The following is a 13,259-nucleotide window of genomic DNA, read 5'->3' as shown; positions in this document are numbered from 1 at the left end:
CGTGGGGTGGTCCGGGGTCAGTGGGACGGTGCGGCTCCGGCCCGGTGGGGCGCGTCCGCCCCCGGTTCGGCGCGCGGGTGCGGGGTGCGGGCGGCGGCGGCCACCGCGTCGGCGAGCCGGTCCAGGACGGCCACGGCCTGCTCGTCGGTGAGGGTGAGCGGGGGCAGCAGCCGTACGACGCTGGCGTGCCGGCCGCCGAGTTCGACGATGAGCCCGCGCCGCAGGCACTCCTGCTGCACGGCGGCGGCGAGCGCCGGCGCGGGCGGCGGCGGGTTGCCGGAGCCGAGGTCCTCGCGCTCGGGGTCGACGAGCTCGACGCCGATCATCAGGCCGCGGCCCCGTACGTCTCCGACGCAGGGGTGCTCGGCGGCGAGACCCTGCAACTGGCCCAGCATGCGCGCCCCGAGGACGGCCGCCCGGTCGGCGAGGCGGTTCTCGCGGACGTGGGCGAGGGTGGCGGCGCCGGCCGCCATGGCGAGCTGGTTGCCGCGGAACGTCCCGGCGTGCGCGCCCGGCTGCCAGGTGTCGAGCTCTTCGCGGTACACGATCACGGCGAGCGGCAGTGAGCCGCCGATCGCCTTGGACAGGACCATCACGTCGGGCACCACCCCGCTGTGCTCGACGGCCCAGAACCTGCCGGTGCGGCCGACGCCGGTCTGCACCTCGTCGGCGATCAGCGGGATCGACCGCTCGGCGGTGATCGCGCGCATCCGGCGCAGCCAGGCGTCGGGGGCCGGGTTCACGCCGCCTTCGCCCTGCACCGGTTCGAGGATCATGCCGGCGGGCGCGGGGACACCGCCCTTGGGGTCGTCGAGGAGGTTCTCGGTCCAGCGGGCGGCGATCTCGGCGCCGCGTTCGCCGCCGACCCCGTAGGGGCAGCGGTAGGTGTGCGGGTAGGGCAGCCGGGTCACCCGGACGTCCCGGGCACCGCCGGAGACGGCGAGGGCGCCCGCGGTCATGCCGTGGTAGGCGCCGGTGAACGCGAGCAGGCCCTCGCGGCCGGTGGCGCCGCGGACCAGTTTCAGGGCGGCCTCGACGGCGTCGGTGCCGGCCGGGCCGCAGAACTGGATCCTGCCCCGCTCGGCCAGCTCCCGCGGCAGGGTGGCGAACAGCTCGGTGGTGAAGGCGTCCTTGACCGGGGTCGCGAGGTCCAGGACGTGCAGCGGGGCGCCGGAGTCGAGCACCTTGCGGATCGCTTCGAGGACCACGGGGTGGTTGTGCCCGAGTGCCAGGGTGCCGGCCCCCGAGAGGCAGTCCAGATAGCGCCGGCCGTCCGCGCCCTCGATCGTGAGCCCCCGCGCCCGCACCGGCACGATCGGCAGCGAGCGCGCGTAGGTGCGGGCCGCCGACTCGCGCAGGGCCTGGCGCCGCAGGATGTGCTCGTGCGCGCCGGGCAGTGCCGCCGGAGCTGGTTCGGTCACGGCCACGACTGCTGGTCCTCCCGCTGTGACGGTTCCGTATCGCGTCCGTTGCGCGGCGCGTACGCCCACGCTGAACGCTGTCCTGATGTCCCCCGTACGTACCAACGACGCCGGCGCCACCGGATCACGGCCTGACCCCAACTTCGTTGGCCCGAGGCAAGGTTGCCCTAATCGAGGGGGCCGCGGTTCCCCGGCGGGAACGCAACCGCGGCCCTGCCGCGGGCCGTTCCCACCGGCACCGGCATAGTGGGGGACCGCACGGCGGCACCGTTTTCGGCGCCGCGGTGCGCGGGTGCGAAGGGTTCGACGAGCCGGCGCGCCCGATGAGTCCGACGAGTGCAGAAGACGAAGACGCTGTGAAGACGATGTTCCAGGGGGAATGCGACATGCGACCGACACGCCCGTCCAGCGCCGAGCGCACGGGGAGGCGACCGCGCCGCGGGGCGCCGCCCGTGCTCGCGGCCCTTGGCCTGACGGCCGCGCTCGCGCTGACCGCCACCGCGTGCGGTCCCGGCGATTCCGAGGCCGACGGCAAGCCGACGGCCTCGGCCACCGCCGGCGGCTCCGACACGCTCCAGATACCGGACGACGTGAAGGAGCGGCTCAAGAAGCACGGGATCGACCTGGACAAGTGGCGGGGCGGCGAGTGGAAGAACTGGGACCGGGCCACCTGGCTGCGTGAGGCCAAGGACTATGTGAACCCGATCATCCAGGGCCTGTGGGACCCGGACCGGATGCGCAAGGCGGACAAGCCTCCGGAGAAGAACGTGCCCAACGACATCTCCGGCGACAAGGGCGTCACGGACCCGGTGCCGGCGCCCGTGAGGGCCGCCGCGGTCAGGGCTCCGTACCACCAGAACCTGCCGGAGCTGGGCAAGCTGTTCTTCGACAGCCCCGAGGGCTCCATGGTGTGCTCGGCCACGGTCGTGAAGGACCCGGCGCACCCCGGCAAGTCCAACATGGTGTGGACCGCGGGCCACTGTGTGCACGCCGGCGCCAAGGGCGGCTGGTACCGCAACATCGCCTTCGTGCCCTCGTACAACAACACCAGCCTGCCGACGGCGCAGCTCCAGAAGGCCACCAAGCAGCAGATCGCGCCCTACGGCGTCTACTGGGCGGACTGGGCGCAGACCTCGCAGCAGTGGATCGAGGGCGGCGGCCCGACCGGCGGACAGGGCGCGCCGTACGACTTCGCGGTGCTGCACGTGACGCCGGAGAAGGGCGCCGACGGCAAGTCCCTGGAGGAGACCGTCGGCGGGGCGCTGCCGGTCGACTTCAACGCCCCGGCGGTGCCGAAGATCGCTTCCATGACGGCCAACGGCTACCCGGCGGCGAAGCCGTACGACGGCCAGAAGCTGTACCAGTGCAAGGACCGGCCGGGCCGGCTCTCGCTCGCCGCGAGCCTGCCGACGATGTACCGCATCGGCTGCAGCATGACCGGTGGTTCCTCCGGCGGCGGCTGGATCGCCACGGGCTCCGACGGCAGCCCCTCGCTGGTGTCCAACACCTCGATCGGCCCGGTCACCGCGGGCTGGCTGGCCGGCCCGCGCCTGGGCAAGGAGGCCAAGGGCGTCTACGACTCGGTGAGCACCAAGTACGCCGGACGGTAGGCGCGGTGCGGGGGTCCTGTGAACGCCCGGGCCCCCGTTCGTCGCCCCCGTGCCGAACGGGCATAGTAGGGGCGCGTGGTGGGCGGCCGGGGTCACCCCCGCCCATCGCAATGACACGTACATGGCAAAGCACCACCTGCCCGTCGGGCAGGGACATCAGGGGGAATCGTTCTCATGCGATCCATACGTCCGCTCCTGGCCGCCACCGGCCTGGCCGCGGCTCTCGCACTCACCGCCACCGCGTGCGGCCCGGGCGGCGACGACGCGGACAGCAAGCCGTCGGCCTCCGGCTCCGCACAGGCCAAGGGCGACCCGACCGCCTCGGGCGACCTCGCCGGGACCCTCAAGAAGCACGGGGTCGACCTGGACAAGTACAAGAACGGCGGCTGGAAGAACTGGGACAGGTCCACCTGGCTGCGTAACGCCGAGGACTTCGTCAACCCGGTCATCGCGGGCCTGTGGAAGCCCGACCGGATGAAGTCCGCCAAGGACCCGCAGAAGACCATGGCGACCGGCGACGCGAGCGGCGGGCTCTCCGACCCCGAGCCCGCGCCCGTCAGGGCCGTCCAGGAGAAACTGCCCTACCACAACTACGCGGCCCCGGTCGGCAAGGTCTTCTTCGACTCCCCCGAGGGCCCCATGGTCTGCTCGGGCACCGTCGTCAAGGACCCCGCCCACCCCGGCAGGTCCAACATGGTGTGGACCGCGGGCCACTGCGTCCACCAGGGCGGCACCGGCGGCTGGTACCGCAACATCGCCTTCGTGCCCTCGTACAACGACCAGGGCAAGTCGGCCCGGGCGCTCAACAACGCCCAGCCGCAGGAGATCGCCCCCTACGGCGTGTTCTGGGCCGACTGGGTCTCGACGTCCGGTGAGTGGATCAAGAACGGCGGCCCGACCGGCGGCACCGGCGCCCCGTACGACTACGCGGTGCTCCACGTGCAGCCGGAGAACGGCCACAAGTCCCTGGAAGAGACCGTCGGCAACGCGCTGACCGTCAACTTCTCGGCGCCCAGGGCGCATTCGGTCGGCGCGATGGGCGCCTGGGGCTACCCCGCCGCGCCGCCCTACGACGGCCTGCAGATGTTCAAGTGCGTCGACCGCCCCGGCCAGCTCTCCATCAGCCCGGGCACGCCGCCGATGTACCGCATCGGCTGCACCATGACCGGCGGCTCCTCCGGTGGCGGCTGGTTCATGAACGGGCCCGACGGCAAGTCGCAGCTGGTCTCCAACACCTCCATCGGCCCGGTCACCTCGGGCTGGCTGGCCGGCCCGCAGCTCGGCGCCGGGGCCAAGGCGCTCTTCGACTCGATGAGCGCGAAGTACGGCGGCCGCTAGTCACCCCGCGCCACCGCACACGCCGCAGGGCCCGCCCCCTCGAAGGAGGGGACGGGCCCTGCGTGCTGTACGGACCGTGCGCGCACGCGCGGCCGGCCCGGCGGATGGTGCCTGTGCTCAGTGCGCGGCCGGCACGAACGGCGCCAGCTCGGCGGCCAGCACCTCGTGCACCCGCGCCTTCAGGACGGTGCCCTCCGCCACGTGCTCCTCGGAGATCACCTCTCCCTCGGCGTGCGCCCGGGCCACCAGCTGCCCGTGCGTGTACGGCACGAGCGCCTCGATCTCGATCTCGGGGCGCGGGAGTTCGGCGTCGATGAGCGCGAGCAGCTCCTCGATGCCCTCGCCGGTACGCGCCGAGACCGCGATGGAGTGGCGCTCGATGCGCAGCAGCCGCTGGAGCACCACCGGGTCCGCCGCGTCCGCCTTGTTGATCACCACGATCTCCGGCACGTTCACCGCGCCCACGTCACGGATCACCTCGCGCACCGCGGCCAGCTGCTCCTCCGGGTCCGGATGCGCGCCGTCCACCACGTGCAGGATCAGGTCGGAGTCGCCGACCTCCTCCATCGTGGAGCGGAACGCCTCGACCAGGTGGTGCGGCAGATGGCGGACGAAGCCGACCGTGTCGGCCAGCGTGTACAGCCGCCCGCTGGGCGTCTCGGCCCGGCGCACGGTCGGGTCGAGGGTGGCGAACAGCGCGTTCTCCACCAGGACGCCCGCGCCCGTGAGGCGGTTGAGCAGCGAGGACTTCCCGGCGTTGGTGTACCCGGCGATGGCGACCGAGGGCACCTTGTTGCGCCGGCGTTCCTGACGCTTGATCTCGCGGCCGGTCTTCATCTCCGCGATCTCCCGGCGCATCTTCGCCATCTTCTCGCGGATCCGCCGGCGGTCCGTCTCGATCTTGGTCTCACCCGGACCGCGGGTGGCCATGCCGCCACCGCCGCTGGAACCGCCGCCGCCCATCTGACGCGACAGGGACTGACCCCAGCCGCGCAGCCGCGGCAGCATGTACTGCATCTGCGCGAGCGAGACCTGCGCCTTGCCCTCACGGGACTTGGCGTGCTGGGCGAAGATGTCGAGGATCAGGGCCGTCCGGTCGACGACCTTGACCTTGACGACGTCTTCGAGGTGGATCAGCTGGCCCGGGCTGAGCTCACCGTCGCAGACCACCGTGTCCGCGCCGGTCTCCAGGACGATGTCCCGCAGCTCCTGCGCCTTGCCGGAGCCGATGTAGGTGGCCGGGTCGGGCTTGTCGCGGCGCTGGTAGACGCCGTCGAGCACCAGGGCGCCCGCCGTCTCGGCGAGTGCCGCGAGTTCCGCGAGCGAGTTCTCCGCGTCCCTGAGCGTTCCCGTGGTCCATACGCCGACCAGCACCACGCGCTCCAGGCGCAGCTGCCGGTACTCGACCTCGGTGACGTCCTCGAGTTCGGTGGAGAGGCCCGCCACGCGCCGCAGCGCGGCACGCTCGGAGCGGTCCAGCTGGTCGCCGTCCCGCGCTCCGTCGATCTCGTGGCTCCAGGCGACGTCCTCTTCCATCAGGGCATCGGCCCGAAGGCTCTCGGTGCGGTGCGTGTCCGCGAAGCTCTGCTCGTCCTGGGAAGGGGATGAAGAGGAGGTCATTGGATCCTTTACGTCGTTGGAATTCCGGACCGGATCTCCCCCGAAGGACATCCGGCTGTGTCGGTCACAACGCGTCATGGGCCCCAATGATTCCCGGACGGAATCGACCCCGGCGGCGCCGCCGACGCCCATGATGGTCGCACGGGGCCTCGGCGGGCGTCACCCGGGTTTCCGGTCCCGGCGGGCCGGTGCGGGCCCGCCGGCCCGGGCGGTCAGGCGCGGCGGGGGGCCTGGCTGTGCCAGTCCGGGTGGCCGGGCATCGGCGGGGTCTTCTCTCCGTACAGCCAGGCCTTGAAGAAGCCGGACAGGTCGCGGCCGGCGATCTCGGAGGCCAGCGCGGAGAAGTCGGCCGTCGTCGCGGTCGCGTCTCGGTGGTCGCGCACCCAGCGCCGCTCCAGACGGTCGAACGCCCTGGGGCCGATCTCCTCGCGCAGCGCGTAGAGCACGAGCGCGCTGCCGTCGTACACCACGGGCCGGAAGATCCCGATCTTCTGCCCGGGCGCGGCGGCCCGGGGCGCCGCGGGCGGACCGCCCGCCGCCCGCCAGCCGTCCGACAGGGCGTACGCGCCGCGCATCCGCTGTTCGAGGGACCGCTTCCCGAACTCCTCGGCGTACCTGGCCTCGTACCAGGTGGCGTGCCCCTCGTTCAGCCACAGGTCCGACCAGGAGCGCGGCGAGACGCTGTCGCCGAACCAGTGGTGGGCCAGCTCGTGCACCATGACCGAGTCGACGTACCACGCGGGGAACTCCGGCCGCGCGAACAGCGAACGCTCGAACAGCGAGAGGGTCTGCGTCTCCAGCTCGAAGCCCGTGTCGGCGCCCGCCACGAGCACCCCGTACGTCTCGAACGGGTACCGCCCGACCTGCTGCTCCATCCATGCGATGTGGTCGGGCGTCTTGCGCAGCCACGGTTCGAGGAGGTCCTTGTCCGCCGCCGGGACCACGTCGCGGACCGGCAGCCCGTGCGGCCCCTCGCGGTGCAGCACCGCGGAACGCCCGATGGACACCTGGGCCAGTTCCGTCGCCATGGGGTGAGCGCTGCGATAGGTCGACACGATCCGCCCGCCCCGGCGCTCCCGCGCGACCGGTGTCCCGTTGGCCACGACCGTGACGTCCGCGGGGGCCGTCACGTGGAAGGTGAAGTACGCCTTGTCCGAGGGGTGGTCGTTGCACGGGAACACGCGGTGCGCGGCGTCCGCCTGGTTGGCCATGACCAGGCCGTCGGTGGTGCGCACCCAGCCGCCGTCGAGCGCCGCGTTCGGGTCGCTGGTGTGCCGCACGGTGATCCGCAGCCGCTCGCCGGTGCGGACGGCGTCGCGCGGGGTGATCACCAGGTCCTCGCCCGCGCTCGCGAACCGCGCCGGCTCCCCGTTGACGTCCACGCCGTGCACCGTGCCCCGGGCGAAGTCCAGGTTGATCCGCTCCAGACCGTCGGTGGCGACGGCGTCGATGGTGGTGACGGCCTCCATCGGCTTGCTGTTGCTGCCGAGGTAGGTGAAGCCGATGTCGTACGCGAGGACGTCGTACCCGGGGTTGCCGAGCTGCGGGAACAGCGGGTCCCCGATGCCGAGCGGCACCGGGGCGGGCAGCGTCGCGGCGACCACGGAAGCCGCGGCCGCGGCAAGCAGCACGGCACGCAGACGGCGGGAGCGGGGGCGGGGACGGCGGAGGGTGAGCGGCATGGACTACCGCTACCAGCGCGAGGGGGCTCCGGTCGGCCGACTCGCATGGGGGCCACCCGAACGGGGGGCGGGGGGTGTACGACGTCAGCCCGCCGCAGCCGGGTGCTGGGCGCGGCTGACGTCGTACACCCCCGCCACGTCCCGCATCGCCCGCATGAGGGCCGGAAGCCCTGCCGCGTCCGGGAGTTGGAGGGTGTAGGTGTGGCGGACGCGCTGTTCGGTCGGGGGCTCCACCGTGGCCGAGACGACGGCCACGTCCGCGGCGGCGATGGCCTCGGTGAGGTCGGCGAGCAGGCGGGGGCGGCCGAAGGCCTCGGCGACCAGGGTCACCCGGCACGGCGCGGCCTCGCCCCAGCGCACCTCGACGGGCGCGCGTCCCACCGCCTTCATCCGGGCGACGGCCGGACACTCCTGGCGGTGCACGGTCACCGCGGCTCCGCGCACCGAGAAGCCGGTCACGGTGTCGGGCGGCACCGGGGTGCAGCATCCGGCGAGCCGTACGGTCACATTGGGCAGGTCGGTCTCGGCGTTGGCGGTGGAGCCCCGGTCGGCGGGGACGTTGACCTGGGGGCGCGGGGCCGCGGCCGGGATCTTCACGCCCTCGGGATGGACGGCGAGCCAGCCGCTGATGGCGATGCGGGCGGCCGGGGTCCGGGCGTGGTCGAGCCAGTCGGGCGAGGGGCCCGACGAGGCGTCCTGGGCGAGCAGGAGCTGCACGGTGTCGCCGTCGTTCAGGACCGTACTGAGCGTCGCCAGGCGGCCGTTGACGCGGGCGCCGATGCAGCCGTGGGCCACGTCCGCGTACTGCGCGTACGCGGCGTCCACACAGCTCGCGCCGGCCGGCAGGACCAGCGTGTGGCCGTCGGCGCAGAACACGGTGATCTCGCTGTCCCCGGCGAGTTCCTCGCGCAGGGAGGACCAGAAGGTGTCGGGGTCGGGGGCGTTCTGCTGCCAGTCGAGGAGGCGGGAGAGCCAGCCGGGCCGGGTGGGGTCCTGGCGTTCGTCGCCGCTGTCCCTGGCGCCCTCGCCGGGCCCGCCCGTGTAGGGGTTGCCGAGCGCGATGACGCCCGCCTCGGCGACCTTGTGCATCTGGTGCGTCCGGATGAGGACTTCGGCGACCTCGCCGCCGGGGCCGACCACGGCGGTGTGCAGCGACTGGTACAGGTTGAACTTGGGGGCGGCGATGAAGTCCTTGAACTCGGAGACCACCGGGGTGAAGCAGGTGTGCAGTTCGCCGAGGACGGCGTAGCAGTCGGCGTCCTCGGCGACCAGGACGAGCAGCCGGCCGAAGTCGCTTCCGCGCAGTTCGCCGCGCTTGAGCTGGACGCGGTGCACGGAGACGAAGTGCCGTGGCCGGATGAGGACTTCGGCGCTGATGCCGGCCTCGCGCAGCACGCCGCGCACCCCGTCGGCGATGCCGGTGAGGGGGTCGAGGGTGCCGGAGTTGGCCGCGATGAGGATCCGGGTGTGTTCGTACTCCTCGGGGTGCAGGATCGCGAAGACCAGGTCCTCCAGTTCGGACTTGAGGGCCTGCACGCCGAGGCGTTCGGCGAGCGGGATCAGCACGTCCCGGGTGACCTGGGCGATACGGGCCTGCTTCTCGGGCCGCATCACGCCGAGGGTGCGCATGTTGTGCAGGCGGTCGGCGAGCTTGATGGACATCACGCGGACGTCGTCGCCGGTGGCGACCAGCATCTTGCGGAAGGTCTCGGGTTCGGCGGCGGCCCCGTAGTCGACCTTCTCCAGCTTGGTGACGCCGTCGACCAGATAGCTGACCTCCTCGCCGAACTCGGCGCGTACCTGATCGAGCGTCACCTCGGTGTCCTCGACGGTGTCGTGGAGGAGGGAGGCGGTCAACGTCGTTGTCTCGGCGCCGAGTTCGGCCAGGATCAGGGTCACGGCCAGGGGGTGGGTGATGTAGGGCTCGCCGCTCTTGCGGAACTGGCCGCGGTGGGACGTCTCGGCGAGGACGTAGGCGCGGTGCAGGACGGCCAGGTCGGCGTCGGGGTGGTGGGCGCGGTGGGCGTCGGCGACATGGCCGATGGCGTCGGGCAGCCGGTCGCGGGAGACGGGGCCGAGCAGTGCCGCGCGGCCCAGTCGGCGGAGGTCGATCCGGGGGCGGCCGCGGCGGCGGCTGGCGGCTCCAGGATGTGGGGCCTCTGCGCTCATGGGGGGCACCTCCGGCGGCATCGACCGGTGGTGGAGGGACCGGCTTGCCCCTCTGGACCGGTGCTTGATGCTACCGACCCCACCACGTGGCGCAGTCCCGCTCTCGTCGAGCGTGAAACGGATCACCCATTCGAGCGAAGGTTTCGGCCACCGCCGTTTCGATCCCGACCGGTCCGGTCGGGATCGGGCACGGGTGGGGTTCGCTCCTGGTCGCTCCTGGTCAGGCGGACAGCAGGGCGGGGTCGATGACGCCTTCGGCGACGATCACCGCGGGGCCGGTCATCTCGATCTCGCCGTCCGGGAGTTCGGTGATGACGAGCGTCCCGCCCGGCAGGTCCACGGTGTAGGTGACGGGGGTGCCGGTGACCGCCGGGTCCACTCCGTCCCTGCGGGCGGCGGCGACGGCGACGGCGCAGGCGCCGGTGCCGCAGGACCAGGTCTCGCCCGCGCCGCGCTCGTGGACGCGCATGGCCACGTGGCCGGGGCCGCGGTCCACGACGAACTCGATGTTCACGCCGTCCGGATACACCTCGGCGGGGGTGAACGGGGGTGTCGAGCGCAGCTCTCCGGCGTGGTCGAGGTCGTCCACGAAGGCGACCGCGTGCGGGTTGCCCATGTTCACGTTGCGGGCGGGCCAGCTGCGGCCGTCCACGCTGACCGTGACGCCGCTCTCGGGGAGCAGGGCGCGGCCCATGGAGACGGTGACGTCGCCGCCCTTGGCGAGGTGGACCTTCTTCACTCCGCCGCGGGTGGCGACGGCCAGGTCGCCCTCTTCGGCGAGGCCGGCGCGCCGGAGGTAGCCGGCGAAGACGCGCACGCCGTTGCCGCACATTTCGGCGATCGAGCCGTCGCCGTTGCGGTAGTCCATGAACCACTCGGCTTCGCCGGCCATCGCCCGGGCCTCGGGGTGGGCGGCGCTGCGCACCACGTGGAGCAGGCCGTCGCCGCCGATGCCGGCCCGGCGGTCGCAGAGCCGGGCGACGGCGGACGCGGGCAGGTCCAGGGCGTTGTCCGGGTCGGGAACGATCACGAAGTCGTTCTGGGTCCCGTGACCCTTGAGGAAGGCGATCGGCGCAGTGTTCACGCCTCAATCGTACGGGGGGCCACCGACAGCGGCCCGAAGGGCCGGGGGCGCGGCGGGGGGCTCAGCGCAGCCGGGCGACGCGCCAGACGGCGAGGGCCACGAGCACCGCGCCGAGGCCCACGTACAGGGCGAGCACCCGCCAGTCGGGGCGCTCCTTCGATCCCCTGCCGGGCAGGCCCGGCCAGGTGTGGCCGACGCGGCGGGCGGCCATCATGCCCCAGCCCGCGGCGCAGCAGCTGATGAGGAGGCCGAGCATGGCCACGACCGGCCCGCCGTCGCCGAATTCGAAGGCGAGGGGGAAGGCGAACATGAGCGAGCCGAGGGCGGCGAGCATCACGATGGGGGCGAGCTGCCAGATCCGCAGGCGGCGCTGGGGCCGCAGTTCGACCTCGACCTCCCCGCCGTCGAGGACGGCTCCGACGGTGCCGTCCTCGGGGCCGTCGGGGCTCAGTCCCGCGGCGCCCAGGGCGGCGGGGCCGAGGGCGGGCGGCTGCGGGGCGCGGGCGTCGCCGGTGGCGTCCTCGGCGGATTCCGTTTCCGGTGGCCGCGACGGGTTCGGCACGGCGCCGCCGGGGTTGGTCGAGGCGGCGCGCGCGGTGTTGCCCCGCGGCCCCTGCTCTCTGTCACGAGGGCCGGCCTCCATCGCCACGCGCCCTCCCAACTCGGACTTCACTGGTCGATCGACGTTTGATGATGGCACGTGCGGGAGCACCGCGATGACCGGCGGAGCGTCCCGATGCCATCACGTGATCAGGCTGTGACCGCTCGTTCGACCAACGCCAGCGCCTGGCGCGGGAGTTCCGCCCGGTCGGCCGCCGCGCCGCTCAGCCAGTGGACGCGGGGGTCGCGCCGGAACCAGGAGTCCTGACGTCGTGCGAAGCGCTTGGTGGCGCGGACGGTTTCGGCGCGCGCCTCCTCCTCGGTGCACTCCCCGGCGAAGGCGTCGAGCACCTGCTGGTAGCCGAGCGCCCGGGAGGCGGTGCGTCCTTCGCGCAGTCCGAGCCCTTCGAGGGCGCGTACTTCGTCGGGCAGCCCGGCTTCCCACATCCGGTCGACGCGCAGGGTGATGCGCTCGTCGAGTTCGGGGCGGCCGACGTCGACGCCGATCTGCACGGTGTCGTAGACCGATTCGTGGGTGGGGAGGTTGGCCGTGAAGGGGCGGCCGGTGATCTCGATCACTTCGAGGGCGCGGACGATGCGCCGGCCGTTGCCGGGCAGGATCGCGCGGGCGGCGGCGGGGTCGGCGGCCGCGAGGCGGGCGTGCAGGGCGCCGGGGCCCTCGGCGTCGAGTTCGCCCTCCAGGCGGGCGCGGACCTCGGGGTCGGTGCCGGGGAAATCGAGGACGTCGAGGGCGCCGCGCACATAGAGCCCGGAGCCGCCGACCAGGACGGGGGTGCGGCCCTCGGCGAGCAGCCGGTCGATCTCGGCGCGGGCGAGTTTCTGATAGGTGGCCACATTGGCCGGTTCCGTCACGTCCCAGATGTCGAGGAGGTGATGGGGGACGCCGCCGCGCTCGTCGGGCGTCAGCTTGGCCGTGCCGATGTCCATCCCCCGGTAGAGCTGCATGGAGTCGGCGTTGACGACCTCGCCGCCCAGCTGCTGGGCGAGGTGGACGCCCAGATCGGACTTTCCGGCCGCTGTCGGGCCGACGACGGCGATGACCCGCGGTGCGGGAGGTGCGCTTCTCACGGTCTCAGTCTCGCAAACCTCACGGTCCGTCCTCGAACGAGCTACGTGACGGGGCACGTCCGGCTTCGTTGCCTGTTGCGAGGTTCCGGACGCCGGTTTGTCGACCGGTGCCGCCGGGCGACGCAATGAGGCGCTCCGGCCGGCACGGGATTTCGCCCACACGAGTACGTTTTGGAGTAGATATGGGCGTTTTTTCAATGTTTCGCCGTAAGGCCGCGGAGGCGTCGGCCGAGGAGGCCGGGGCCGTGGCGGTGACGGACGCCCCCGAGGCCCCCGAGGCCCCCGAGGCCGACGGCGAGGCGCCGCGGGCCGGGGCCGGCGAGGACGCGCAGGGCGCGGACGCGGCCGGTGCGGCCGAGGCCGTCGAGCCCGCCGCCGAGGGCGTCGACATCCCCAAGCAGCAGTCGGCGGAGGAGGCGGCGGACAACGAGGCCGGCGAGGGCGCCCGCAAGTAACCCCTGCGCGGGGACGTCCCGCCGGGCCCGGCCGCCGCTCCCCCACGGGCGCGAGCGGCGCGTGGCCCGCGCCGGGGCACGCCACGCGCGCCGGAGGGGGGGGGGGGGGGGCCCCCGCCCCCCCCCGGCGGGGGGGGGCCCGCCGGCGCGCCGCGCCGCCCCGCGGGGGGCGGGCCCAACGGGGGCGCAGT

The 13,259-nt window shown here is 73.3% G+C and carries 10 protein-coding genes; 3 read left to right on the top strand and 7 right to left on the bottom strand.

Annotation, left to right across the window (positions count from 1 at the left end):
* Positions 1 to 17: 17 nt before the first annotated feature.
* On the bottom strand, positions 18 to 1,427 hold the full coding sequence (locus ACGF3I_RS10525; protein WP_393130260.1) for a diaminobutyrate--2-oxoglutarate transaminase family protein: 1,410 nt from the start codon (positions 1,425 to 1,427) through the stop codon (positions 18 to 20).
* Positions 1,428 to 1,807: 380 nt separating this feature from the next.
* Here ACGF3I_RS10525 and ACGF3I_RS10520 point away from each other — a divergent pair, with 380 nt between their 5' ends.
* Positions 1,808 to 3,031, top strand: a complete 1,224-nt coding sequence (locus ACGF3I_RS10520; RefSeq protein WP_393130259.1) for a trypsin-like serine peptidase — start codon at positions 1,808 to 1,810, stop codon at positions 3,029 to 3,031.
* 174 nt (positions 3,032 to 3,205) lie between these two features.
* Positions 3,206 to 4,369 carry a trypsin-like serine peptidase gene (locus ACGF3I_RS10515; RefSeq protein WP_393130258.1) on the top strand — a complete coding sequence of 388 codons (1,164 nt, stop codon included), beginning with the start codon at positions 3,206 to 3,208 and terminating at the stop codon, positions 4,367 to 4,369.
* Between the two features lie 117 nt (positions 4,370 to 4,486).
* Here ACGF3I_RS10515 and hflX read toward each other — a convergent pair whose 3' ends face one another.
* The 6 genes from hflX to miaA form a co-directional block, all read right to left on the bottom strand.
* A complete protein-coding gene (gene hflX / locus ACGF3I_RS10510) occupies positions 4,487 to 5,989 on the bottom strand; it encodes a GTPase HflX (RefSeq protein ID WP_393130257.1) in 1,503 nt (500 codons plus the stop codon).
* 212 nt (positions 5,990 to 6,201) lie between these two features.
* Complete coding sequence (locus ACGF3I_RS10505) at positions 6,202 to 7,671, bottom strand: M1 family metallopeptidase (RefSeq protein WP_393130256.1); 1,470 nt, start codon at positions 7,669 to 7,671, stop codon at positions 6,202 to 6,204.
* Positions 7,672 to 7,755: 84 nt separating this feature from the next.
* Positions 7,756 to 9,840, bottom strand: coding sequence for a RelA/SpoT family protein (locus ACGF3I_RS10500; RefSeq protein ID WP_393130255.1), 2,085 nt, complete (start codon positions 9,838 to 9,840; stop codon positions 7,756 to 7,758).
* Between the two features lie 220 nt (positions 9,841 to 10,060).
* Positions 10,061 to 10,924 carry a diaminopimelate epimerase gene (gene dapF / locus ACGF3I_RS10495; RefSeq protein WP_393130254.1) on the bottom strand — a complete coding sequence of 288 codons (864 nt, stop codon included), beginning with the start codon at positions 10,922 to 10,924 and terminating at the stop codon, positions 10,061 to 10,063.
* 61 nt (positions 10,925 to 10,985) lie between these two features.
* Entirely contained in the window at positions 10,986 to 11,573 is a 588-nt protein-coding gene (locus ACGF3I_RS10490; RefSeq protein WP_393130253.1) for a hypothetical protein, read from the bottom strand.
* A gap of 101 nt (positions 11,574 to 11,674) precedes the next feature.
* Positions 11,675 to 12,613, bottom strand: a complete 939-nt coding sequence (miaA, locus tag ACGF3I_RS10485; RefSeq protein WP_393130252.1) for a tRNA (adenosine(37)-N6)-dimethylallyltransferase MiaA — start codon at positions 12,611 to 12,613, stop codon at positions 11,675 to 11,677.
* 197 nt (positions 12,614 to 12,810) lie between these two features.
* Between miaA and ACGF3I_RS10480 the strand changes: the two genes are divergently transcribed.
* Complete coding sequence (locus ACGF3I_RS10480; RefSeq protein WP_393130251.1) at positions 12,811 to 13,068, top strand: hypothetical protein; 258 nt, start codon at positions 12,811 to 12,813, stop codon at positions 13,066 to 13,068.
* The last annotated feature ends 191 nt before the right edge of the window (positions 13,069 to 13,259 follow it).

This window comes from Streptomyces sp. NPDC048111 (assembly GCF_043202815.1).
In the GTDB taxonomy this organism is placed as follows: domain Bacteria; phylum Actinomycetota; class Actinomycetes; order Streptomycetales; family Streptomycetaceae; genus Streptomyces.
The sequence above is the reverse complement of the archived record's forward strand: the minus strand, read 5'-3'. Positions and strand labels throughout refer to the sequence as shown.

Excerpts from the sequence above, each read along its gene's own strand:
- hflX (WP_393130257.1), bottom strand. The coding sequence starts at position 5,989 with ATGACCTCCTCTTCATCCCCTTCCCAGGACGAGCAGAGCTTCGCGGAC.
- ACGF3I_RS10520 (WP_393130259.1), top strand. The coding sequence starts at position 1,808 with ATGCGACCGACACGCCCGTCCAGCGCCGAGCGCACGGGGAGGCGACCG.
- ACGF3I_RS10515 (WP_393130258.1), top strand. The coding sequence starts at position 3,206 with ATGCGATCCATACGTCCGCTCCTGGCCGCCACCGGCCTGGCCGCGGCT.
- ACGF3I_RS10505 (WP_393130256.1), bottom strand. The coding sequence starts at position 7,671 with ATGCCGCTCACCCTCCGCCGTCCCCGCCCCCGCTCCCGCCGTCTGCGT.
- ACGF3I_RS10480 (WP_393130251.1), top strand. The coding sequence starts at position 12,811 with ATGTTTCGCCGTAAGGCCGCGGAGGCGTCGGCCGAGGAGGCCGGGGCC.
- ACGF3I_RS10500 (WP_393130255.1), bottom strand. The coding sequence starts at position 9,840 with ATGAGCGCAGAGGCCCCACATCCTGGAGCCGCCAGCCGCCGCCGCGGC.